This window comes from Streptomyces sp. NBC_00028 (genome assembly GCF_045041065.1).
Classification (GTDB): domain Bacteria; phylum Actinomycetota; class Actinomycetes; order Streptomycetales; family Streptomycetaceae; genus Streptomyces.
Map to the genome: position 1 here is coordinate 551,054 of NZ_CP108293.1, position 23,332 is coordinate 574,385.

Annotated in this window: 19 protein-coding genes and 1 pseudogene; 4 read left to right on the forward strand and 16 right to left on the reverse strand. The window is 71.2% G+C overall.

The window, feature by feature from the left end:
- Positions 1 to 161: 161 nt before the first annotated feature.
- The 4 genes from OG885_RS02520 to OG885_RS02535 form a co-directional block, all read right to left on the reverse strand.
- Entirely contained in the window at positions 162 to 896 is a 735-nt protein-coding gene (locus OG885_RS02520) for a D-Ala-D-Ala carboxypeptidase family metallohydrolase (RefSeq protein ID WP_405725218.1), read from the reverse strand.
- A gap of 361 nt (positions 897 to 1,257) precedes the next feature.
- Positions 1,258 to 1,740 (reverse strand): hypothetical protein, encoded by a 483-nt coding sequence (locus tag OG885_RS02525; RefSeq protein ID WP_405725221.1) that lies wholly within the window; start codon positions 1,738 to 1,740, stop codon positions 1,258 to 1,260.
- A 30-nt stretch (positions 1,741 to 1,770) separates the two neighbouring features.
- Complete coding sequence (locus OG885_RS02530; RefSeq protein WP_405725224.1) at positions 1,771 to 2,232, reverse strand: SHOCT domain-containing protein; 462 nt, start codon at positions 2,230 to 2,232, stop codon at positions 1,771 to 1,773.
- A 655-nt stretch (positions 2,233 to 2,887) separates the two neighbouring features.
- Positions 2,888 to 3,547, reverse strand: a complete 660-nt coding sequence (locus OG885_RS02535; protein WP_405725227.1) for an HdeD family acid-resistance protein — start codon at positions 3,545 to 3,547, stop codon at positions 2,888 to 2,890.
- A 252-nt stretch (positions 3,548 to 3,799) separates the two neighbouring features.
- Between OG885_RS02535 and OG885_RS02540 the strand changes: the two genes are divergently transcribed.
- The gene (locus OG885_RS02540) at positions 3,800 to 5,209 is read left to right on the forward strand and encodes a DUF2252 domain-containing protein (protein WP_405725230.1); all 1,410 of its coding nucleotides are present in this window, start codon (positions 3,800 to 3,802) and stop codon (positions 5,207 to 5,209) included.
- A 28-nt stretch (positions 5,210 to 5,237) separates the two neighbouring features.
- On the opposite strand, the gene OG885_RS02545 is transcribed toward OG885_RS02540, so the two are convergent.
- The 3 genes from OG885_RS02545 to OG885_RS02555 form a co-directional block, all read right to left on the reverse strand.
- On the reverse strand, positions 5,238 to 5,435 hold the full coding sequence (locus tag OG885_RS02545; protein ID WP_399964853.1) for a hypothetical protein: 198 nt from the start codon (positions 5,433 to 5,435) through the stop codon (positions 5,238 to 5,240).
- A 128-nt stretch (positions 5,436 to 5,563) separates the two neighbouring features.
- Positions 5,564 to 6,070 carry a hypothetical protein gene (locus OG885_RS02550; protein WP_405725233.1) on the reverse strand — a complete coding sequence of 169 codons (507 nt, stop codon included), beginning with the start codon at positions 6,068 to 6,070 and terminating at the stop codon, positions 5,564 to 5,566.
- Between the two features lie 18 nt (positions 6,071 to 6,088).
- On the reverse strand, positions 6,089 to 7,717 hold the full coding sequence (locus OG885_RS02555; RefSeq protein WP_405742551.1) for an MFS transporter: 1,629 nt from the start codon (positions 7,715 to 7,717) through the stop codon (positions 6,089 to 6,091).
- Between the two features lie 227 nt (positions 7,718 to 7,944).
- Between OG885_RS02555 and OG885_RS02560 the strand changes: the two genes are divergently transcribed.
- Entirely contained in the window at positions 7,945 to 10,014 is a 2,070-nt protein-coding gene (locus OG885_RS02560; protein ID WP_405725236.1) for a SpoIIE family protein phosphatase, read from the forward strand.
- Between the two features lie 42 nt (positions 10,015 to 10,056).
- On the opposite strand, the gene OG885_RS02565 is transcribed toward OG885_RS02560, so the two are convergent.
- From OG885_RS02565 to OG885_RS02575, 3 genes are all read right to left on the reverse strand, one after another.
- The gene (locus OG885_RS02565; RefSeq protein ID WP_405725239.1) at positions 10,057 to 12,735 is read right to left on the reverse strand and encodes a LuxR C-terminal-related transcriptional regulator; all 2,679 of its coding nucleotides are present in this window, start codon (positions 12,733 to 12,735) and stop codon (positions 10,057 to 10,059) included.
- Between the two features lie 48 nt (positions 12,736 to 12,783).
- On the reverse strand, positions 12,784 to 13,632 hold the full coding sequence (locus OG885_RS02570; protein ID WP_405725242.1) for a class II glutamine amidotransferase: 849 nt from the start codon (positions 13,630 to 13,632) through the stop codon (positions 12,784 to 12,786).
- Positions 13,633 to 13,777: 145 nt separating this feature from the next.
- A complete protein-coding gene (locus OG885_RS02575; protein WP_405725245.1) occupies positions 13,778 to 13,954 on the reverse strand; it encodes a hypothetical protein in 177 nt (58 codons plus the stop codon).
- A 224-nt stretch (positions 13,955 to 14,178) separates the two neighbouring features.
- Between OG885_RS02575 and OG885_RS02580 the strand changes: the two are divergent.
- Positions 14,179 to 14,788, forward strand: a pseudogene (locus OG885_RS02580) (GAF and ANTAR domain-containing protein).
- A gap of 222 nt (positions 14,789 to 15,010) precedes the next feature.
- On the opposite strand, the gene OG885_RS02585 reads toward OG885_RS02580, so the two are convergent.
- Complete coding sequence (locus tag OG885_RS02585) at positions 15,011 to 15,691, reverse strand: DUF4232 domain-containing protein (RefSeq protein ID WP_405725248.1); 681 nt, start codon at positions 15,689 to 15,691, stop codon at positions 15,011 to 15,013.
- Between the two features lie 230 nt (positions 15,692 to 15,921).
- Between OG885_RS02585 and OG885_RS02590 the strand changes: the two genes are divergently transcribed.
- A complete protein-coding gene (locus OG885_RS02590) occupies positions 15,922 to 18,309 on the forward strand; it encodes an ATP-binding protein (RefSeq protein ID WP_405725251.1) in 2,388 nt (795 codons plus the stop codon).
- On the opposite strand, the gene OG885_RS02595 is transcribed toward OG885_RS02590, so the two are convergent.
- The 5 genes from OG885_RS02595 to OG885_RS02615 all read right to left on the reverse strand — a co-directional run bounded on the left by OG885_RS02595 (position 18,276) and on the right by OG885_RS02615 (position 23,332).
- The gene (locus OG885_RS02595; protein WP_405725254.1) at positions 18,276 to 19,784 is read right to left on the reverse strand and encodes a DUF4246 domain-containing protein; all 1,509 of its coding nucleotides are present in this window, start codon (positions 19,782 to 19,784) and stop codon (positions 18,276 to 18,278) included. The genes OG885_RS02590 and OG885_RS02595 overlap by 34 nt on opposite strands.
- 74 nt (positions 19,785 to 19,858) lie before the next feature.
- Entirely contained in the window at positions 19,859 to 20,542 is a 684-nt protein-coding gene (locus tag OG885_RS02600) for a DUF6766 family protein (protein ID WP_405725257.1), read from the reverse strand.
- An 87-nt stretch (positions 20,543 to 20,629) separates the two neighbouring features.
- Positions 20,630 to 21,037, reverse strand: coding sequence for a hypothetical protein (locus OG885_RS02605; protein ID WP_405725260.1), 408 nt, complete (start codon positions 21,035 to 21,037; stop codon positions 20,630 to 20,632).
- Positions 21,038 to 21,166: 129 nt separating this feature from the next.
- Positions 21,167 to 22,294, reverse strand: a complete 1,128-nt coding sequence (locus OG885_RS02610; RefSeq protein ID WP_405725263.1) for a mannose-binding protein — start codon at positions 22,292 to 22,294, stop codon at positions 21,167 to 21,169.
- Positions 22,295 to 22,357: 63 nt separating this feature from the next.
- On the reverse strand, positions 22,358 to 23,332 hold the full coding sequence (locus tag OG885_RS02615) for an RICIN domain-containing protein (protein WP_405725266.1): 975 nt from the start codon (positions 23,330 to 23,332) through the stop codon (positions 22,358 to 22,360).

The window sequence follows — 23,332 nt, forward strand, 5'->3', positions numbered from 1 at the left end:
CGTCGTGCCCGTGCGCGCACTTCCGCTTGGTGACACAGCACCAGCGGGCCCGCACTCCTCATCCTCAAGGAGGAGACGCTCAGGCCATGATCGACGGCATGCGGCGGCCGACCTCTGGGCCGGTCGGCCGCCGCACAGGGATGATCAGGTGTGACGCCCGGTCAGATGCCGCAGGTCGGTGCGGACCAGTAGGGCGAGGGGTCGAGCGCCACATGTGTGTGATCGTTGTGGTCCGGGTAGCCCGGGCCGAGGATCTCCGAGAACCCGTGCGTACGGGCCTGCTGGGCGAGTCGGCACAGGCTCACCGAGCCGGTCAGGTCGGCCGCGTCGCCGTAGAGGTGGCGGCTGGTGGACGAGCCGCCGACCGCGCTGTTGCAGGCGTAGGAACGAAAGCCGCTCGAGATGGAGATCGGCACATCACCCAGTGCGTGGCGCATCGCCTCCAGTTTCCACATGGTCTTCAGGGCGTTGGCCTTGGCCGTGGCCGCGGAGACCGCACCGCCCGACCAGTCGGCATTGCACTTGTTGAGTTCCGCGTAGGCGAAGTGGACCGGCGTGCAGTCCGCGTCCTGGAGGGCGTAGATCTTGGCGTAGGTCGCGGGGCCCGCCACGCCGTCCGCGCTCAGGCCGTACGCCGACTGGAACTTCGCGACAGCCGCCGCGGTCCGGGCCCCGTACTGGCCGTCGTACGACAGGCGCTCGCCGGAGGTCACCCATCCGGCGACACGTATCTGCAGCTGTGTCACATCACTGCCGGAGGTTCCCTGGGAGAGGGTGCGGCCCCAGGTGTAGCAGTCGTCGGCCGCGGCGGTGCCCGCTCCGAGCCCCACCCCCACCACCGCTCCTGTCAAGACCATGACAAACGAGGCGACCAATCGTGCCACCCGTATCAACATTCCGGCCTCCCGACCGCGCGTCCCGAACCAGCTCGGACCAAGGGATGGACTGCCACGGCGTGGCCGTCCACCGCTCAGCGTGAGGCCGGTCGGCTACGCGCGTCAACCGCGCGAACTCCCGTCATTTGTCCAGACCTTGGCGGGGTCGCCTGCGCCGTTCGGCGGGCAGGCCGGACAGTGCCGCCCGGTTCGGCCGACTGGAGGCGGAGTCGACCGAGGGGCGGCCACGCACGGGCGAGCGGCCGGATCAGCGGTGCACCCTGGGCGAGGGTCCGGACGCTGACCGGCCGCGGCTTCTGCGCTCGACGTCTCTTGCCGTATGTCGACCAGACGGTGTCTCGCAGGTCGGCCCGATCCTTGTTCACGCGGGCCCGTGCGGCGTGGAGACCGGTGGGCGATCCTCGGCCATGGGGGGTGCCTCGGACAGGTCGTAGAGGTTGTCCCGCTGGACCACGCACAGCGCCCAGATGATGAAGCCGGACAGGGCGATCATCACGACCGACCACACCGGGTAATACGGCAGGGAAAGGAAGTTGGCGATGATGACGAACCCGGCGATGACCACGCCGGAGACGCGCGCCCAGGTGGCCGTCTGGAACAGCCCGATACTGACGATCACGGCCACCACGCCCAGCGCGAGATGGACCCAGCCCCAGCCGGTCAGGTCGAACTCGAACACGTAGTTGCGCGTCGTGACGAAGATGTCGTCCTCGGCGATGGCCATGATGCCCCGGAAGATGTCGAGCAGGCCGACGAGAAAGAGCATCACGGCTGCGAAGGCGGCCAGGCCGGTCGCCCATTCCTGCTTCGCCGTGTGGGCCGGCCGGGTATGTGTCGCGGTCATCGTGCGCCTCGATTCATGTGGTCCGAATGCTCAGCCACCGGTGGTGCCGGAGGCGGAACCCGCGTGCTGGGTCGACCCCTGGCCGGCCAGGACCAGGTCCTTCGCCCTGCGGAACTCCTCGTCCGTGATGTCGCCGCGCGAGCGGATCTCGGACAGCTTGGCGAGCTCGTCGACGCTGCTGGTCCCGCCGGACGCGGTCTGCCTGATGTAGGCGTTGAACTCGTCCTGCTGCGCACGTGCCTGGGCGATCTCCCTGCGCCCCATGTTCTTGCCGCGGGCGATCACGTAGACGAACACGCCCAGGAACGGCAGCACGATGGTGAACACCAGCCAGCCGGCCTTCCCCCACCCGCTCATGGCGTCGTCGCGGAAGATGTCGACGACGATCCGGAACAGCAGGATGAACCACATGATCCACAGGAAGAACCAGAGCATGCTCCAGAAGACGCTCAGCAGGGGATAGTCGTACGCCAGGTACGTCTGCGCGCTCATCTCTCTCCTCCGTCCCGGGCACTCGCCCGGCCGCCGTTGCGTGCTGTGCTCAGCGTGGACGGGACCAGCACGCGGTGGCCTCACCCGATGCGGGTGAACGGGAAGCGGCCGTCAGCCGCCCGGTACCAGGCGGTGGAGGCCACGTACTCGCCGAGAGCCAGGCCGGAGACGGCCCACCCAGCCACACAACCAGCCACGGCAGCCAGCGCCGGACCGCGGTGCGCACCGGCTTGCGCGGCAGGTGCCGGCACCGCTCGCACGGCGTTCCTCACCGCGCTCCCGCTCCGCATGACCGTCGCGGCATTTGCTCCCCGTTGGCTCCAGGACCTGCTGGCCGACTCGCTCCGGGCGGTTCTGGGAGTGCGCGGCGACACGCTCGACGAGCTGCGCGAGGTCTTCTCCGCCACCGGCGCGACGAGCAACACCGCAGGAACCGTGGGCGTGGTCGTCACCTTGGTGTCGGCGACCGCGTTCAGCCGGGCGCTTCAGGCGGCCGGGACAGCAGCCGGGCCGGGGCGCCGGCCCGCAGACTCTCCACGATCGAGTGACCGTGTACGCGTGCGATGTCGGAGGTGTGCGGGACGCGCACACGTGGCGGGGTTCTCCGACCGTGACTCACGGGTCCGCCCCGCGGATCGCCGGGCCGCGTGCGGTGTCATGCCGCCGCGTCGGGGGCCCGCGGCCCCTGGGGCAGCGTCTTTCGCAGGACGGCTCGCCAGGCGAGGGCGACCGCTGCCTCGGCCAATCCCAGCAGGACGAGCCACAGGCCGAGCAGCCGGGTCAGGGCGCGGGCCGACTCGGTCGGCAGCGCGAGCACCACGATCCCGGCGACGATGCCGAGCACGGCGGCGGCCGCGACGACGCCACGGTGGGGCAGGTACTCGACGGAGATCGCCGTGTAGAGGGTGAGGATGCCGGACACCAGCCAGACGGCCCCCGTGATCAGCGAGAGCGCGGCGATGGTCTGAAGGGGGTTGCGCAGGCTCAGCACCCCGGCCAGGACGTACAGCACGGACAGGAGCAGTCCCGGCAGCCGCTCGTGCCCCTCCCGCCCGAAGACGGCAACGAACCGGAACGCGCCGGCCGCCAGCAGGTACAGGCCGATGAGGACGGCCAGGACGTGCAGGGTCGCCTCCGGCCAGACCAGCACCAGCACCCCCGGCACGAGCGTCGCCGCGGCCGATGCCAGGAGCCAGGTCCAGGACCGGCCGAGCCGCGCGAGTTCCGCCGCGGAGTCGCCGGTGGCAGGGTGGGCCGCCCCGTCGGGCCCGTACGGCTGCCCGGTGCTCGATACCGGTTCACGCGACATGGTCATGGCTCCTCCTCGCGTGATCAGCCGTCGCTCCGAGAGCCGGCGGGGCGGGTGAAGGGGTGTGCACACCCGACCGCTCCAGGGTCACGCCTACCGCTCGGTGACCGGCTCACCCACCACGGGTGAACCATCGGCGCCGCCGTGGCGGTGAGCTGGAAGTCCCCCGGCGCCCGGCTCATCCGGCGCCCGCACCGCGCACCGACCGCTTTCCCCGTCGTCGTCCTGGCGCCGGGCACCGAACCAGGAGGCGGGACCATGACCGTGCCGAGCGTTTTCACCACGTCGCTGTCCCCGGCCGAGCGAGCGACGTACGGCAGGGAGGCGCGTCGGCGGGCGCCGCGTTCGTCCCACGGCTGGTACGAGGCCGCAGCGCAACGGCTCGACCCCGTCGAGGTGGTGGAGCGTCAGTCGGCGGAGCGGGTACCGGAGTTGGTGCCGATCCGCTACGGCCGCATGCTGGAGTCGCCGTTCCGTTTCTACCGCGGCGCGGCCGCGATCATGGCGGCCGACCTGGCGGCCCTGCCCGACACCGGGCTTCAGGTGCAGCTCTGCGGGGACGCCCACCCACTGAACTTCCGGCTGCTCGCCTCGCCGGAACGGCGGCTGGTCTTCGACATCAACGACTTCGACGAGACCCTGCCCGGGCCGTTCGAGTGGGACGTCAAACGGCTGGCGGCAGGTTTCGTGACGGCGGCCCGGGCGAACGGCTTCTCACGCAAGGAGCAGAACAGCACCGTGCGGGTCTGTGTGCGGGCCTACCGGGAGCGGATGCGCGAGTTCGCCGGCATGCGCACCCTGGACATCTGGTACGCACAGGACGCCGCTGACCGGCTGCACGAGCTGCTGGCCTCGGCGATGGACAAGGAAACGGCGCGCCGTACGGCTCGTGCCGCGCGGCGGGCCCGCACGCGTACCCATCTGCGGGCCTTCGACAAACTGACCGAGATCACGGACCAGGGCCGACGTATCACCCCCGATCCGCCCCTGATCACCCCACTCGACCAGCTGATGGACGATCCTTCCGAAGAAGGGCGCGAGAAGGAGCTCCGCGGCCTCGTCGACCAGTACGCGCGGACCCTGCCGTCCGAACGCCGCCACCTGCTGCGCCGCTACCGTCTGGTGGACATGGCCCGCAAGGTGGTGGGCGTGGGCAGCGTCGGCACGCGCTGCTGGATTCTGCTCCTGCTGGGCAGGGACGACGACGATCCGCTGCTGCTTCAGGCCAAGGAAGCCGGGGAGTCGGTGCTGTCCGCCCACACGGGCGGTGACCGTTACGACAACCAGGGGCGCCGGGTGGTGACCGGACAGCGTCTGATGCAGACGACCAGTGACATCTTCCTGGGCTGGACGAGCGTCGTGGGCTTCGACGGTCAGGACCGGGACTTCTACGTGCGCCAGCTGTGGGACTGGAAGGGCATCGCCCAGCCGGAGACCATGCAGCCGAGCCTGCTCGACCTCTTCGGCCGGCTCTGCGGGGCGTCCCTGGCGCGCGCACACGCCCGCTCCGGCGACCCCGTCGCCCTCGCCGCCTACCTGGGGGCGGGCGACGGTTTCGACCGTGCGCTCACCGAGTTCGCCCAGGCGTACGCCGACCAGAACGAGCGGGACTTCGCGGCGCTGGAAGCCGCGCGCCGCTCCGGTCGGATCAGGGCGGAGCGGCTCTGAGCGGACTCCGCCGCTCACCATGGGCCCGTCACTCCGGTAGCTGGCGCATTTCCAGGACGCGCAGGCCCAGCGACTGGCACCTCGCCAACAGGCCGTACAGGTGCGCCTCGTCCACGACGGGGCCGTACAGGACTGTCTGCCCGGCCATCACCACGTGGCCGAGTTCCGGAAAGGCCTTGGCCAGCGTTTCCGACAGGTGTCCTTCGACTCGGATCTCGTAGCGCACGAGCTCTTCTCCCACGGAGTGCGAGGGACGGGTGGACGGTGCCCTTGCCTGCGATCGTCTCGCCCCCGTGTCGGCTCGGGCCTCACCCGGTACAGGTGACCGACCGGGCGCCGGCCGGACGGCGGCCATCAGTGCGTCAAGACGATCTTGAAGAGGATGATCAGCAGGCCGAGCACCAGATTGACCGACGCGGTGGCCGCCATCAGCCGGGGCGAGGCACCGGCGTGCCGGGCAGCGGCCACGGACCAGCCCACCTGGCCGGCCACGGCGACGGCCAGGGCCAGCCAGACGGCGCCGCGCACGTCCATGCCCAGGAGCGGGCTGACGGCCACGGCCGCGGCCGGCGGGACGGCGGCCTGGACGATCGGCCACTCGTCACGGCATACGTGTGCCACGACCCGGCGGTTCAGGGGCTGCTGCGCGAGGCGGGCGCCGAACAACTGGGCGTGCACGTGCGCGATCCAGAACACCACGCCGGTGAGCAACAGCAGCAGCACCAGCTCGGTGCGGGGGAACGAGCCGAGGGAACCGGCGCCGATCACCACGGAGGCCGCGAGCATGGATCCGTAGACGCCGCCGGTGTAATCCTCTCCCGCTCCCCGGGACGTGCTCGGGGCGGTCTTGATCCTGGACACGGGCGGCTCCCTCCGGACTCAGTGCGTCGAACCCGTCGCTTCGGCCGGAACGTCGTCGTCCTGCCGCCGCGGCCTGCTCTCCCGGGCGGTCGGCAGGTGCGGGGTGACCAGGAAACTGGCGAGAGCGATACCGCCCGTGGCCAGGATGGCCGCCTTCAGACCGTCCAGTTGCGCGGCGGCGTAGGAGTCCGCGACGGCTTCCGCCTCGGACGCCGGCAGTCCGGCGCGCTCGGCGGCCGTGCGCACCTGGTCGGTGGGGACGAAGCTGATCCCGGCCTCCAGGGAGACACCGACCTGGTCACGCGTCGCTTCGGACAGCTGAGGATGGTTTTCCACCTCTGCCGTGAAGGCGTGTGCCAGCGCACCGATGAGGATCGACCCGATGAGTGCGGTGCCCAGCGCGGAGCCCAGATTCTGTGCCGTGAACTGCAACCCTCCGGCCTCGCTGCGTTCCTCCTCGCCGACGCTGGACTGCACGACATTGCCCAGCTGCGAGGCGAGCAGGCCGATGCCCACGCCCAGCAGGGCCATGGCTCCGGCGAACTGGGCGTCGTCGATGGCCGGCTCGATGGTGGCCAGCAGCCACACGATGGAAGCCGCGAGGATCAGCAGGGCCAGCCGAACGACCCGGCGCGGCCCCAGGATCCTGCCCAGCGACGACGCCGACAGGGAGGTCACGAACATGGTCACGGACACCGGAAGCAGACGCAGCCCCGTCTCGAAGGCGTCGAACCCCTGAACCACCTGCAGGTACAGCGGGATGGTGAAGAACAGCCCCAGCAGGATGAGGTTCTGGCTCAGCAGCGTCAGCAGCCCGGACCGCAGCACCGGTCTGCCCAGCAGCGACAGGTGGACGAGAGGGTCGGCGCCGGCGTCGTCGCGTCGACCCTCCCAGTGCCGGAAGACGGCCAGGACGGCCACCCCGGCCGCCACGACGAAGAGCGTGGGGGCGAAACCGAGGACGGTGAAGGGAGCGTTGCGGGGCTGCACCCACCCCCAGGAGCTGCTCTGCAGTACCCCGAGCACGCAGAGCCCCAGCCCGGCCGCGGAGAGCACCGCGCCGACCCAGTCCAGCCGGGGAGGCGGACCGGTCGGGGCGGGCGTCGCGATCACCCGCCGGCACAGCAGGACGGCCACGACGATCACGACCTCGCCGGCGAAGACCAGCCGCCAGGTCAGATACGTCGTCACCCAGCCGCCCAGCAACGGGCCGACCGCGATGCCGGCGCCGGCGAGCCCGCCGATGACCGCGTAGGCCACCGCCCGGTCCTTCCCGCGGTACGACTCCGCCACGAGGGCGGCCATGGCCGGCAGCACCATGGCCGCACCGAGTCCCTCGATGACGGACCAGCCGAGGGTCAGGACCCACAGCGTGGGTGCCACGGCGGTCAGCGCCGAGCCGACCGCGTAGACGACCAGTCCCACGAGGAACATCCGGCGACGTCCCAGGATGTCCCCGAACCTGCCACCGATGATCATGAACGCGGCCATGACCAGCGCGTACAGGGTGATGACCGCCTGGATGGCGGTCACCTCCGTGTCGAAGTCCTCGACCAGCTGGCTGACGGACACGTTCATGACGGAGGTGTCCAGGACCATCAGGAACTGGGCCGTTCCGAGGACGATCAGCGCCTGCCAGTGCTTCATGCCCGCCATGGTCGGAGCTCCTTCCGGCGGCACGTCCCGGCCGCCGTGGCGCCCGGTGTCTGCCCACCGTGGCCGCGGCCGACCCGCGGGGACCTCCCCCACCGCGGGTGAGTCTCAGCGGGGCCGTCACCGTCCGTACACGGCTCGCACCCGAGGATGCAGCAGCCCGGAGCGCAGAGGACGCTGGGAGGACGTCCCGGTGCGCGAGGGAAACGTAGGTGATCTCCATGGCACACGGTGCCGCCGGCCGACTGCCGGAAGAGACGGCGGTCTCGATGCTGGACGCGTTGTTCGACCAGGCACCGATCGGGCTGCATCTGCTGGACGCCGAACTGCGGGTGGTACGGGTCAACACCGCGACGCCCGCCATGCGGGGGATGGCCGGGGACGCGCCGGCGGGGCGCCCGGCCCGCGAGGTCTACGACATGGTCGACGCCGATGTCGAGCCCCTGCTGCGCAAGGTCCTGGACACGGGCGTGCCGCTGGTGCGGCACATCGTGCCCGCCCGCGTCGACGGGGTGCCGCAGCACTACGAGGTGACCGCACTGCGCCTGCGGAACCCGCACGGCAAGGTGCTCGGTGTGGCGGTCGCCGTGGTCGACGTCACCGACAGCGAGCGGACCCGGGCACGGGCCCGGGTGCTGGACGCCGTACGCGTGCGCGTGGGCCGTACGCTCGATCCCACCGCGACCGGCGAGGAGCTCGTGGCCGCGGTGGTCCCCGAGTTCGCCGATGTCGCCATCGTGGAGGTGGTGGACGCGGTGATCCGTGGCGACGACCCGCCGCTGGCTCCCCTGCCGCCGGGCACACCGCTGATGCGCACCGCGTTCCGCAGCAACCGCACGCCCTCGCCCCAGGCCCACCCGGTGGGGGACGTGTGCGGTCTGCCGGCCCCCACGCCCTTCACCCAGGCCCTGGCAGACCTGCGCCCGCGTGCCGTCGAGCTGGACGGCACCGCCCCCTGGCTGTCCGTCGACCCCGCGCGTGCGGAGGCCATCCGCTCGTCGAAGGCCCACTCCCTGCTCGTGGTCCCGCTGGCGCTGCGCGACGCGGCGCTCGGCGTGATCAGCCTGTACCGCGCCGGACCGTCGCCGGCCTTCGACGCGGGCGACCTGGAACTCGCCGTCGAGCTGGCCGCGCACACGGCCCTGTGCATCGACAACGCGCGCCGCTACACCCGGGAGCACACCGTCGCGGCCACGGTGCAGCGGCAGTTGCTGCCCCGCCGCCCGGAGACCCAGTCGTCGCTGGAGGCCGCCTATCTCACCCTGACGGGCGTTGACCCCGGTGCCTGGTACGACACGATCGCCCTCTCCAGCGCCCGCACCGCCCTCGTCGTCGGCAGCGTGTCGGGCCGCGCCCTGAACGCGGCCGCGGCCATGGGGCAGCTGCGCACCGCCGTGCGTTCGCTGGCGGCGTTCGACCTGCCCCCGGATGAGCTGATGGCCCGTCTGCACGCGACCGCCGGTCACCTGGCCGCGGAACGAGCCGGTCTCCCCCTCGGCGATCCGGTGCGCCGCGAGGCGCTGACCGCCGACTGCGTGTACGCGGTCCACGACCCCCTGTCCAGCACCTGCACGCTGGCCGCGGCCGGTGCTCTCACCCCGCTGGTCGTGCGCCCCGATGCCACCGTGGTGCTTCCCACCGCCCCGGCGGGGCCGCGCCTGGGCACGGCACCGGACGCGCCCTTCGCGGCCACGGAGATCGACGTACCGGACGGCAGCGTGCTGGTCTTCACCAGCGATCCGCTCCTCACGTCGTACCTGTCGGAGGTCTCCGGACCGTTGCCCTCGGCGCCCCACTTCCGGGACCGCCCGCTCCAGGACCTGTGCGACGCACTGGTGTACGCGCTCGCGGCGGGCCCGGGGATCGGCGCCGCGGCGGTGATCGTCGCGCGCACCCGGGCCTTTCCCCCCGACCGGCGCGCCTCGTGGCCACTCGACTCGAGCCCCGCGGCCGTCGCCGTCGCCCGTCGCCGTACCCGTGAACAGCTCGCCGCCTGGGGCCTGGACGGCGAGACCGCGGACGACACCCAGCTCATCGTCAGCGAACTCGTCACCAACGCCGTCCGCTACGGCACTGCGCCCATCGGGCTCCGCCTGATCCACGACCGGACCTTGACGTGCGAGGTCCGGGACGCCGGCTCGGCCTCTCCGCACCTGCGGCACGCGGGCGTCGTGGAGGAGGGCGGACGCGGCCTGTTCATCACCGCCCAGCTCGCCCAGGCGTGGGGCACCCGGTACACGGCGTCGGGCAAGACGATCTGGACCGAGCAGACGCTGCCGCCCGTCGGCTGAACGGCAGCTCGCCGTGCCGGGCGGGGGGTGCCGGCGGAGGGATCACAGCAGCCGGAGGTCGCGGGCGCGGCGCACCGCGTCGCCGCGCCGGTTCACCGCGAGCTTCCGGTAGACGCTCTTGAGGTGCGTCTTGACCGTGTTCGCCGAGAGGTAGAGGTCGGCGGCGATCTCCTCCGTCGACATCATCCGGGACAGCCGCTCCAGTACGTCCCGCTCGCGTCCGCTCAGTTCCACCGGCACGAGCGGTGCGGGCGCGGACTCCGGCCGCGACCGCTCGCCATGTGCCGGCGGGCCCGGCGCCAGCCAGCCCGCCGCCAGTTCGTGCAGGTCGGCCGTGGCCAGGAAGGGCCGGATCCAGGCTCCGGCGTCGAGGAACGGACGCCGCAGCCGCTCACGGCGGGCGTCCAGGAGCGCCCGCGCGACGAGTCGGTGAGCGGCGGCGGAGTCTCCCGCCCCCGCAGCGGCCTGAGCCCTGACCAGAGCCGCCCGCACGGTCACCGCCGGACCCGTCCCGCCCTGGGTGCGGACGCTGTCGAGCAGGTCGATGGCCGCCTCGGGGCGTCCTGCGGCGAGCTGGATAGCCGCGGCCTCCACGGCACATGCCGGCTGGTCGCCGCTGACGCTCCGGAGCGCCTCGGCGGCCTCGTCCGGCCGTCCTTCGGCCAGGTGGGCGGCGGAGGTGACAAGCGCTTCATGGCTTGCCGCCCACGGAGAGGTCACCGTGCCGGAGACGGCCGCGTCCGACGCCTCGACGGCATCTCGTGCCCTGCCCCTGACCAGCAGGAGACGGGCTGTGGCGAGGGCACGTCCCGCCATCGGCACCGGATCACACGTTCCGGCCGGCAGCTGGGCCGTCTCGTCGAGGAGGGCCTGGGCCCGGTCCAGTTCATGGCGGTCGACGGCCACGGCCGCCAGCACCAGCCGTCCGATGCCGGAGCCGGACGACTGAGGCAGACCGTCCCGCTCGGCCTCGGACACCGCTGCCAGGGCCTTGCGCTCCGCCCGGCCCAGCCAGCCGTTCAGGTAGTCCAGCAAGGCCAGGTGCGCCCTCGACTCCTGCCGGGGCATCGCGGTCAGGGCTCCGTCGGGAGCTCCGGCCACCGCGCTCAGGGCAGTACGCGCATCCTCGAAACGTCCGGCCCACAGACGCACCGATCCCAGATGGGTCAGCAGCAGGGCGGTGAGTTCGGGATGCCTGTCCAGGAGGTGCTGCGGGACTTCCCGGCGCAGTGCGTCGGCGGCTTCGGCGGCCTTCTCGGCCTGCGGGGGGCAGCCGGCCAGGCGGGCGGCCAGTGTCTCCAGCAGCGCGCAGCTCAGCTGGGCGGCCGCCCGGCCGGGCGCGAGGTCCGCCAGCTGTTCCTCGGCGTGGCGCAGGCTGGCCAGGCCGTGGTCGAGGTCGTAGCGGGCCAGTTCGCGAGCGGCCCGCACGAGGTTCGTCTCGGGGCTCGTGGCCCCGGGCGCCATGGGAGCGAACAGCTGGGCCAGGTCGTCCGAGGGCACTCCTGTGAAGAGCCGGCCGATCGAGAGGTCGTCGATGAGGGCGCCTGCCGCGACGTCCCAGTCGCCCGCGGCGGCGCCGTGCGCGACCGTCTCGGGCAGGAATCCGGCACCGCGCAGCCACCGCGCGGCCCGCCGGTGCAGTTCCGGCTCCAGCCCGGGCAGCCGCATGCGCAGATGCGCCCGGAGTATCTCCCCGAACAGCGGGTGGAGCCGGTACCAGGAGCGCCCGAGGTGTTCGACGAAGGCGTTCGCGCGGTGCAGCCCGACGAGAAGGGGCTCGGCATCGGTCCGGCCGGTCAGTGCGTTGGCCAGCTCGGGACAGAAGCGCTCCAGGACGCTGACGCGCAGCAAGAGGTCCTGTGTCTCCTCCGTCTGGCCCTTGAGGACCTCGGCCAGCAGGAAGTCCGCGATCGTACTGCGCTCCGCCTCGAACTCCTTCAGATACAGCTCCGGATCGGCGTTCTCCCGGGCGGCCAGCGCGGACAGGCGCAAGCCGACCGCCCACCCGCGGGTGCGCTCCACCAGGGCGCGCACGGCGGGGACCGGAAGGCTCAGACCGTGCAGCTCCAGCAGGGCGACGGCTTCCTCGGGGGTGAAGGCCAGCTCGGCGGCGCGGATCTCCGTCAGTTCACCGGCCGCCCGGTAGCGGTGCAGCGGCAGCAGCGGTTCGGTGCGGGTGACGAGGACGAGGTGCAGCCACCGCCCCGCGTGGTGCAGGACGAACTCCAACTGCTCGGCGATCTCGGGTGCGGTCACCCGGTCGCAGTCGTCGAGCACGACGACCACGGGCCGGTCACGGTCGTTCAGTTCGGCGGCGAGCGTCGCCAGCAGCCTGCCGTCCACCCGGGGCGGGTCCGCCGGAATTCCGGCCGGGTCGGCGGCCAGTGCACCGGCGGCATGCAGTGCCTGAACGACGTAGGCCCAGAACACCTCGGGGTGCCGGTCCCCCGCCTCCACGCTGAGCCAGGCGACCGGATGCCGAAGACCGGCCGCCCAGTCGGCGGCCAGCAGGGTCTTGCCGGCCCCGGCCGCGCCGTTGAGCAGGGTCAGCGGTGTCCGCAGGGCCTGGTCGAGATGGTCGACGAGCCGCTGCCGCCGCAGAAAGGTGGCGGGCCGCGCGGGGAGGGCGAACCGGGTGCGCAGAAACGGATCCCCGAGGGGGTCGGTGCGGGGAACGATCGGAACCCCCGGCCCCTGATCACCCCGGTAACTCTCGGCCACGCCGCTCACCACCTTCGCCCCGGTCCCTCAGGGGCAGATGCGGGCTTTTCAGCCTCGCGCCGTGTCCAGTCCGATCCGGAAGGCGTGGAGCTCGTCATGGTCCGGCTCGATGACGCCGTAGCTGTCCTCCGGTACCTCGTTCCACGCGCCGGGGAGGTCACCCAGCGGTTCGGACACGACCATGCGGGTGTCGTCCGAGACGTTCCGAAGGAACTCGGCGTCCGGGTGGAGGGCGCGCAGGGTGTCCACCCTGGTGCTGAAGAACAGCGACCGCGAGCGGCCTTCGCTGGAGTGGCGGAACGCCCAGACGCGCTCGCCGTCGGCCACCGCGACGGTCATCTGGAGCGGGTGCCGCACACCGTGCTTGTGTCCCGTTCTTTCGACGAAGGCCGCCATGCGCGCGACGGCGCCGGGCGGGTCGTCCGTCAGACCGAAGGTCAGGGCCAGGAAGAACATGAGTTCGGAGTCAGTGGACCCCTCGATGTCGGCGTACAGCGCCGGATCGACCGCCAAGGCCAGGTCGCGCCGCAGGAGGCGGAAGTCGTTGATCATTCCGTTGTGCATCCACAGCCAGCGGCCGTTACGGAAGGGGTGGCAGTTGGACTGCTGCACGGCCGTCCCGGTCGCCGCCCTGATGTGGGCGAAGAAGAGGCCCGAACGAACGTGGTGGGCGACCTCGCGCAGATTCCGGTTGTTCCAGGCCGGGTCCACGTCCCGCACGACCGCCGGAGTGGCCGGCGCGGCGTCGGCGTACCAGCCGATACCGAAACCGTCGCCGTTGGTCGTCTCGACGCCCATACGGGAGTGCAGGCTCTGGTCGATCAACGAGTGCGACGGCTCGAAGAGCACCCGGCTGAGGAGGACCGGGGTGCCCGAGTAGGCGATCCAGCGGCACATTCTGGGTCCCTCCGCTGCGAGGCTCGACACCATCCGCAGAGGCTGACGCGAGGGCCGTTCAGTCGTCCCTGCGAGAACCACCAGTATCTCTTGCCCCGGCCTCTCGGGCACGTCGAGCCCGGACCCGGCCGCCCCGACGTCGACGTCAGCGTCTGCGGCCGCCACGGGACCAGCCGCTGCCGATACCCGCGAGATGCAGGGCGAGGGCGGTCAGCCCGAGGAGCATCACGTTGGTCGAGCTGAAGGTGTCGTTGGTCGAGATGTCCGCCGCATTGATCAGGAACGCGATGAAGAAAAGGACTGCGGAGATGATGGCCAACATGGCGGTGCCTCCTTCGAGTTGGGGCTCTTCGCCCGTGTGCCGTCCGAATGCCCCTCAGCCGCCGGAACACACAGCCGGCCGCCGATGAGTTGCGCGGCCGTCACCGCGCCGCCGCCACCCGCGAGGCGCAGTCTGTGAGTGGGGCGTGATCGTGGGTAGACGGCCTCCGACAGGCCCGTTCGAGTACGGGAGGAATCGTGGACTGGGCCCGGTTCGCCGAACAGATGGCGACGATGGCACGCAACCTGCTGGCGCAGGAGTCCCTGACCGGGACCCTGCAGCGGATCACCGCGTCGGCGACCGAGCTGGTCACGGGCTGCGACGCGTCCGGAATCCTGGTGCTGCACGGCAAGCGGCAGGGCAGCTTCGCAGCCACCGAACAACTGGTCACCGCCAGCGACGCGCTGCAACGGGACCTGGGCGAGGGCCCCTGCTTCGACGCCGCTCCAGCGCTGGCCGTCCTTCGCCCCGAAAGCCAACGAACTGGGGGTGGGCAGCATGATGGGCATCCTGCTGTTCACCGACGACGACGACTTCGGCGCACTGAACTTCTACTCCCGCCGGCCCGGCGCGTTCACGGGGGACAGTGAACTGGCCGCCTGGCTGCTGGCCTCGCACGCCGCCGTCGCCTTCTCCAGCGCTCGCACCCACGCGGAGATGGAAGAGGCTGTCGCGACGCGGCATGTGATCGGTGAAGCCATGGGCATCCTCATGGCCACCCACCACCTCACCGAAGAACAGGCCTTCGACGCCCTGCGCCGCTACTCCCAGGAGACCAACACCAAACTCCGCGAGGTCGCCCGCCACGTCTGCGAACGAGGCAGCCTCAGCTGAACCGCACCTCGCCCCACCCGCGGCTCCCCCGGCTGCTGGTCCGAACCGAAGGAGCCCTGAGCCGGACCGGCGCCTCTGGGAAGCGACAGGCCCGGCCCCCCGCTCCAGGTCCCCCGTCTCCGCCGCCCGACACGCCCTACGCACCAGCCCACTCGGAACTTCGCCGGCAGAGCAGCCCCGGCGCTACGGAGCCGGCGCCGAGAGCGACGCGTGTCAGGTGGGTCAGAAGTCGTCCGCGCCGTTGCGGAGCTCGGGGGTCCAGTAGCCGACCAGGGCCTGGGCGGGGTCGGCGGCGATCCCGCCCGATCCGGGCGCGGAGACGGCGATGACCGTCGGGTCCCCCTCCAGCGTGACCGAGAACGCCGACACGGGTTCGTTGTCCTCGTCAGTGCCGCCGTCCGAGACCTTGAGCAGGGCGTAGGCCGGGGCTCCCGCGGCCAGGACGACCGGGGCGGCGGGCTTGCTCTTGGCGACGGCCGACACGTCCTGCTTGTGGCTTTCCAGGAGCTGGACGTGCGGGAAGCCCGCCAGACGGCAGGAGTGCCCCGAGGTGTTCTTGGCGGTGAGCACGAGGTGGGTGTAGGGCGGGCCGTCCTGCTTGGCCGCGGTGATGGTGACGTCGGCGGCGGCGCATACCGGGGTGGAGGTGCTCGCCTGCCGGCCGGACGAGTCGTCGGGCGTGCCGGCGTCCGCCGGACCCGAAGACGTGCCCGCCCCCGTCGAACCGGCCGAGGACGTGACGGTCGCCGCGGCGGACGCGCCGTCCGACACCGTCGCGGTGGCCGAAGCGGGCGACGTGGCCGCCGCGTTGTCGTCCTCGCCGCTCTGGCAGGCGGTGAGGGAAAGGGCGAGTGCCGTACCGGCGACGGCCAGCATCGTGGAACGGGTGAAGCGAGCGGTCATGATGGGTTCCCCCGGTGAAGTGGTGCACAGCCGTCGGCCTGTTCCCGGCGGCCGGGATGATCTGGTGGGCATGACGCGCGCGAGCAGGGCCTGCGGCACCTTGCGCGTCGGACCTCAGTCGATCACCGCGAAACCCTCGCCACCAGGCAGTTCACCCGGCAGAAGTACCGTCCGTCATACTTCTGCCGGAGGCTCGCACAAGGGGAGCCGGACGATCGGGGATCTCAACGGTGCGCGGTGCCACACCGGCCGGCGGCGAGTTCAGGCAGCGACTGCGGCACTTCCGGACCCGCGCCGGGCTCAGCCAGGAGGCACTCTCCGAGGCAGCCGGAATCAGCGTCAGAGCCCTGGCCGACATGGAACGCGGACGCACCCTCGGCCCGCAGCGCCGCACGGTCCAGGCACTCGCCCAAGCCCTGGAGCTGAGCGCCGACGACGCGGCGGGTCTGGAGGAGTCCGCCTCGCTGGGCCGTCCACGTCCACGTCCCCGCGCCGTCGCGGACCCGGCCGGGCCCCACACCCTGGCCCTGCCGCGCGACATCCGGGACTTCACCGCGCGAGGCCCGGCACTTGCCCAACTGCTGGAGCTGGCAGCAGAGCTCACAGACGAGGGACCCGGTGATGTCGAGCCGGCGGCCTCCGCGGTTTCCGTGATCACCGGTCAACCCGGGCTCGGGAAAACGGCGTTCGCCGTCCACGCCGCGTATCGCCTCGTCCCGCACTTCCCCGACGGACAGTTCGCTCTGGACCTGCGCGGCATGGACGCCGAGCCGACACCGCCCAGGGACGCGCTGGCCCGGCTCCTCGGCGCGCTGGGCATCGCCGACGCCGCGCTGCCGAGCGGCCTCGACGAGCGTGCCGCCCTGTGGCGTTCACTGCTCATCGACCGCCGGGTGCTCCTGCTCCTCGACAACGCCGTCGACGAGGAGCAGGTCCTTCCCCTGCTGCCCGGTACCGGCCCGTCGCTGACGCTGGTCACCAGCCGTCACTCCTTGGCGGGTCTGGGGTCCGTCCACCGCACCGACCTGGCACTGCTGCGCCGGGAGGAGGCGGTGGAGCTCCTCACCCGCATCCTCGGACCACAACGCGTCCAGGCCGAGGCCCAGGCGGCCCGCGACCTCGCCGACCTGTGCGGACACCTGCCCTTGGCGGTCCGCATCGCCGGTCAACGCCTCCTCAGCCGCCCGCACGAGCGCCTCACCAAACTCGCCACCCGCCTGGCCGCCGAAGGGCGCCGCCTCGACGGCCTCCAGGCCGGAAGCCTGCGAGTGCGTGCCGCCTTCGCCCTCTCCTACCGTCAACTCCCGCCCGACACCCGGACGTTCCTCCGCCGCGCCGCACTGGCCGCAGGACCCGACTTCGGTCCCGAGACCGGCGCCCTGCTGGCCGGGCTCTCCTACGACCAGGCCGGGGCCTGCGCCGAGGAACTCACCGACGCCGGACTGCTCCAGAGCGACGCCGTCGCCGAGCGCTACAGCTTCCACGATCTGCTCAGGCTCTACGCCCTCGAACAGACCGAGACGGAGGACGGCCCCGACGTCCGCGAGGCCGCCCTGGACCGTACGGCGCGCTGGATGCTCAGCCGCGCCACCGCCGCCGCGCTGCACTACGAGGTCCACCGGGACCGGTCCGTGCCCGCCGGTGACCCCGATCCCGACACGGCACCGGTCGGCAAGAGCGAGGCGCGAGCCTGGCTGGAGGCTGAGCGGGCGCAGTGGCTCGCCGCACTGCACCGGGCACACCGGTCCGGCTGGCACCGGGAGGTGCTGGACACGGCCGAGGCCATGCACTGGTTCTCCGACATGACCCAGCACTGGGAGCAGTGGGTGGAGGTCTTCACCTGTGCCAGCGATTCCGCCCGCGCACTGGACGACCGCAGGCAGGAGGCGGTCCACCTCAACTACCTCGCCTGGGCCCACAACCTCTGCGCCCACGACCCCGAAGCCGCCCTGACCGCGGCCGACGCCGCGCTGGAGGCCGCCCGTGACTGCGGGGACGGCCTCCAGGAGGGCTGGGCGCTCGGCTACGGCGCGGGCGCGCTGCACCGGCAGGGCCGACCCGAGGACGCGCACGACCGGCTGCGGGAGTCGGCCCGCTGCCTCGCCGCACTCGACTCCCCCGAGGCCCGACTCGCCGAACTGACCATCCTCAACACCCTGGGCAACCTGCTGCGCCACATCGGCCGAGCCGCCGAGGCACTGGAGATCCACCGCCGCAGCGAGCAGATCTGCCGGACGGGGATTCCCGGCCGTACGGCCGAGTTGGTCGCGCTGTATCACGCGGTCGCCCGGCAGCAGATCGGCAACGACCTCGTGGCCCTCAAGCGCTGGCACGAGGCTGAACCCTCACTGCGGCAGGCACTCGCCGACTTCGAGGCGGCACACATGCCCATCTGGGCCGAACAGGCCCGGCTGGACCTGGGGCGCGCGCTCAGCGGCAGCGGGCACCCCGAGGCCCGGCAGACGCTTCTCACCGCGCGGGACGCTCTGGCAGCGCTGAAGAGCCCCCTCCAAAGCGAGGCCACGGCTGCTCTAGCCGCACTGAGCCAGCCCGCCGACGCGCACGCACGCAGAATCGACGAGGCTCAGTGCTCGCAGAGGGAGAACTCGCGTTCGTAGAGCTGCTCGTTGTGCTCGTCGACGAAGAACTTGCGTTCCCGCATGAGCTCGTCGCGGTACTCCTTGGCCTGTTCCAGAGTCATGGTCGAGGAGTCGGACCACGGCTGCTGCGGTGGCACATCAGATGTCGACACGATCTTCTGTGACGGGTCGACCAGGAAGAACACAAGGATCTTGCGGTATCCCGGGCGGGTCGGATCCGCGAGGCGGAACGAACCGACGCGGTGTTGCAGGATGTTGGGGAAGGCAAGGCAGCGGCCCGCGGGGGTCGACGCCGATCCCAGCACCTGGTTCAGCTCGCCCTCGTTCTCCAGGCCGTAGACCTCTCGCACACCGTTGTCGTCGCTCTGTTCGTAGTCCGGTTCGGTCAGGGCCGCACGGAAACTCAGGTGGCTCTCGGTGATGTTCTCGCTGTCCCAGTAGTAGATGCCGGTCGAGACGATCCGCTCGTTCAGCATCCCCTCGACATGCCAGGAACCACCCGGGTATTCGGGTTTGTCGGGGGTGAGATGGATGGCGGCAACCTTGACGATGACCTGAAGGGAGCGGCCGCGCAGGTCGATGCGGGCGGACTCGTCGGGCGACTCGGGCGGGGTGAAGGCAGGCGCGTCCGGGATGACCGGACGACGGTTCTCCCACCAGTCGTCCTGGGCTTCCCTCCACGTCTGGACGGCTTCGGCGTACGCCACATCGTCACTGTAGGAGGACTTCTCCGGGTACTCCGGCTCCGCGTCGTACCACCCGTACGGATCGGCCTCGATCCGCAGAGGGCGCGGATGACGCAGGTCGGTCAGCACGTTCTCCAGAAGGGGGCGGAAGCGAGCGAACAAGTCGGGCAGGACAGCGGCCAGTTCGCGATGTGTCTCGGGATGGACGTTGTTGACGTAGGACCGGAAGGCGACAGCGCCGTCCTCGCTGACGTCCACGTCCGTCGGCAGCCACTGGAACTTCTCCGAGAACTCGTACTTCGAGTACTGGTTCGTCGGATTGTGCCAAGCCCGCTCGAGTTCCCCGCTCGCCTCTCTCACCAGACAGAACAGTGAGGGGTGGACCAGATCCAGGACAAGGCCGTCGGATCCGGGATGCCAGTCCTGTTCCGCGTCGGGAACGTCTTCCAGGGCGCGCACCGCCTCGCGCAGGCGCACTCTGAGCTCGTCGTCGACGAGGGTGTCCGAGTGCCACACTCCGTCGACGGCGGACACCTCGGCGCCGGTCGACGCGTCGCGCAGCGCGGCGTAGTACCGCAGTTCGGCCAGCACGTAACGGACCTGTGCCTCGGTGAGGCCCTGGGCGAGCGCCTCCTGCGTCCATCTGGCGACGATGCCACCGTCGTTCATCTTCTCGAACCACCGCGGCTTCGCCCGGATCTGTGCACTGCACTCCATCATCTGGAGTTCCCGCAGGGTTCGGGGCGCCGCGAACCCTATGGAACGGGCGGAGTGAAAGGGCAGCGGAAAAGCGGACAGGTCAGTCAACTCTCTTGATCTTCCCGGTAGGTGAGTGGTGGCCGGAAGAATACGTGAGGGGACTGACACAACGACCCCGGCGCTCAGCCCTCGACGCCGGTGGAGGTGTGGGCGGAACCGACGGGCTTGGACTCGGGGGATCCGCGTTGGCGCAGGTAGACCGAGAGGATGGCCATCGAGGCGACGGCCAGGAGTTCGGACTGCCAGTTCTGCAGGGTGCGGTTCCAGAAGTCGGCGGAGCCCAGGTACTGCGGCCAGGAGACGGGTGCCTGGAGCTGGCGCAGGTGTTCCTCGTTGTAGGCGGCTACGCCGGCGATGGACTGGGCCAGCCATGACCACGTGAAGATGACGGCCATGACGATGCCCAGGGAACGTGAGTAGAGGGTCTGCCGCCATCCCTTGTCGGCCGCCCAGCGGGGTGAGGACGGGTCCGCGTGGTCGCCGACCTTCTGCTCCCGGTCGCTCTCCACGCCGGCCTTGCCGAGTTCCTTGGATTCCGGTGATCCGTGCTGGAGCAACCAGACGGTGCCGAAGACGTAGAGGAAGAACTGGAGGTATTCCGACTGCCAGTTCTCGGTGACATCGACGGCGAAGTCGGAGGTCGCGAGGTACGGGAGGAAGCCGAGCGGATGCAACCCGTCGGTGACGAGCTGGTTGTTGAAGTCGGCATGGCCGGAGATCGCCTGCCCGATGAGCGTGAGCAGGAAGCCGGTGCCGAAGGCGAGGGTCAGGCCGTTGTGCTTGCCGAATCGCGTGAGACGGTTCACCGGTGCATCAGCCCCACCGCGGTGAAGTAGCTCAGGCCGACGCCGACCGTCAGCAGGACCAACGTGAACAGGGTGCGCATGGTCTGCTCAGCCTCCTTTGACCTGGCACTGGTACGGCTGCTGAGAACGTGGCTCGCAGCCTGCCGCGGTGATCAGCCAGCCGGTCGGGAAGGACGACAGGAACAGGGTGTCGGTGGTGAGGACCACCTGGGCCTGCTGCCCGTAGACCTCGCTCCCGCGCAGGGCTCCCGCGTGCGGCAACTTCTCTTCGGCGAGGGCCTTGGCGCAGGGGGCTTTCGCGGACTCCGTCAGTTCCTGCCGGGTCTGCGGAGCGAGTGCCGCGCAGGCGCGTGGCCAGTCGGCCTGCCGGACACTCCGCTCGAAGCGCAGAGCCGCCCGGGAGGCCGCTGACTCCCGCTCGCCGAGCGTGGCACAACCGGTCAGACACACGGCGCAGGCAAGCACCATCAGGCCCGTACGTCTCCAGGGCGGCACGAAGACCTCCACGCATACGTCGGAAATGTCTCGGCCATGGTCGTGCAGCGGCGCAGGCGGGGGCGGTAGCCGCGCCGTGCCCCGGTGCGGACGCAGAGCGTTCGGATCAGACGCCCCGGCCGCCCGGTCTCAGGTGGACCAGGTCACCGTGGTGCCGTCCATGATGACCACCTTCCCGTCCGCCCGGAGAATCAGCTTCGCGCCCGGATGACCCCAGACGTCGGCGCCCCAGATGGGCCGGTCGTCACCGTTGTGGATGACCAGGTTGCCATCCGTCTGGAAACGGGCCGTGTGGTTGGCGCCGAAGGTCATGGACGCCCAGGTGGCCTTTCCCTTCTCGTTGTAGACGACGAGATTGCCGTCCGACTGCATGACCATCTTGATCCGGTTGGTGCTCCAGGACTCGCCCGCGGACAGCGTGCTCGGGGCCGAGACCGAGGTACTGGTCCACACCGGTGTCGTGGGCTCGGCCTCCTTCTCCGTGGTTCTCGCGGACCGGGTGGCGCTGGGGGTCGCCTTGGGCTTGGTGTCCGAGGCCGTGCCCACGCCGTCCTTCGACTCCTTGCTCCGCTTGGGGCTCGGCTCGGGCTTCTTGGACGGTTTCTCGCTCGGGGCGGTACTGGGTGTCCGGGTGGCGTAGCCGTCCGGTGCCTGGTTCGTCGCGCCCGCGCCCAGGACGGTGTCGGCATCCTCGTTGCCGACGGAACTCGCCGTCTCCTGCTTGCCGTCGTCGTCCTTGGCGCCTCCCATCAGCAGGAAAGGCACGGCGATGAGCGCGGCGCCGACGATGGCCGCGGCGGCCAGCATCGGCTTCTTGGGCCGTCCGCCGTGGGACTCCCCCGCGTCGGCACCGGGGTGGCCGGTGTCCGTGGCGACCAGCGGAGCGGCCCCCCTCAGCGCGGGTACCTCACCACGGAACTCGCCCTGGGCACCGCCCTCCGCCTCACCGGACTCCGGCTTCTCGGCCGTGGCCGGCTCCTCCCGCGGTTCGCGCGTGAGGGAGGTGCCCGACAGCGTTGTCGCCTCCTCGGCGGCGTCCTCTCCCCCGGTCGCCGGACGGGTGGGGGCGGCCGCGGCGCCCTCGTGCTCCGCTGGTTCGCCCGTCGCCGCCTCCGGAACCGGCACCGTCCTGCCCGGGGTCAACGCCCCTTCGGGCGGCTCCGGGGAAGCGGACAGGGTGACCGCGACCCGGACCTGCGGCGCGCCTGCGGCGGTGTCGGAAGAAGTGCCGTCTCCCGCTTTTCGTTGTGCACTCATGCCGGCGTTCTCTCCGTCATCTGTCGGCTTTCGTGGGGCAGTTGGCGTTGTCGCGGGCGGCTGTCAGATCGTCCAGCGGTCGGCGGGGCCGCATCCGCCGATCTCCAGGTGCGCGTCGTTCCCGGCGGACGCGCCCCCCTCGAGGCCGAGACAGAGGTTGTTGCTGGAGTAGCTGCGGATCCAGTACGAGCCGTCCGAGCGGGGGTCGAGCCACCACAGCTGGTTGTCGGCGGTCGCACGGCAGTAGTACTCGGTGACATTGGTGCCCGTGGCGGCCGAGCCGTAGTAGGGCAGGTCCATGCAGTACTTGTCCTTGCTGTTCCTGATCAGGAACAGGGAGGCTCCCTCGGGCCCGCCGGTGGCCTCCACGACCTCCAGGTTCCACAGCTGGTTGTCGCCTGCCGTGCCGTTGCAGGGGTACTGGTTGACCGGGCCGTCGATCTTGCCGTTGCCGTAGTCGGGGACATCGGCGCACAGGCCCGTCGTGGAGTTCCTGACCAGGACGGTGCGCGCGCTGGAGGCCGCGTTGGCCTGCCGGCGCAGCTTCTCGGCGGCGCTGAGCGTGGCGGCCTTCTTCGACTGGGTCTTCTCGGACTCGGTGGCCCTCGGCGCGGCCTGCTTCGGCTCGGCCACCGGCGCGCGGCCGGGGTCCTTGGACCGCTTCTCCTCGGGCGACTCGCTGGGCGAGGGGGAGGTGGAAGCGGCGGGTGACGGCGTTTCGGTCGCGTAGCTCTGCGAGGCGTGCGGGATCCGATCCGAGTCCAGGACCGTGCCGGCCGCGTTGTCGGTCCGGTCCGAGCCCCGCTCGTCCTTGTCTCCCTGTCCCGCCACGAGGAAGGGGACCCCGATCAGGAGCGCCCCGACGATGGCAGCGGCGGCCAGCATCGGCTTTCTGGGGCCGCCGTGCGACGCGGCGACCGTCGCGGCTCCCCCGCCTTCGCTGCCCGCTCCCGCTGTGGCGATGTCGGCGCCTGGCGCGATGTCCGCGGCGTCGGGCTCGCTTCCGGTGTGGGCGGTCGTGGACTTCGCGGGCTCCAC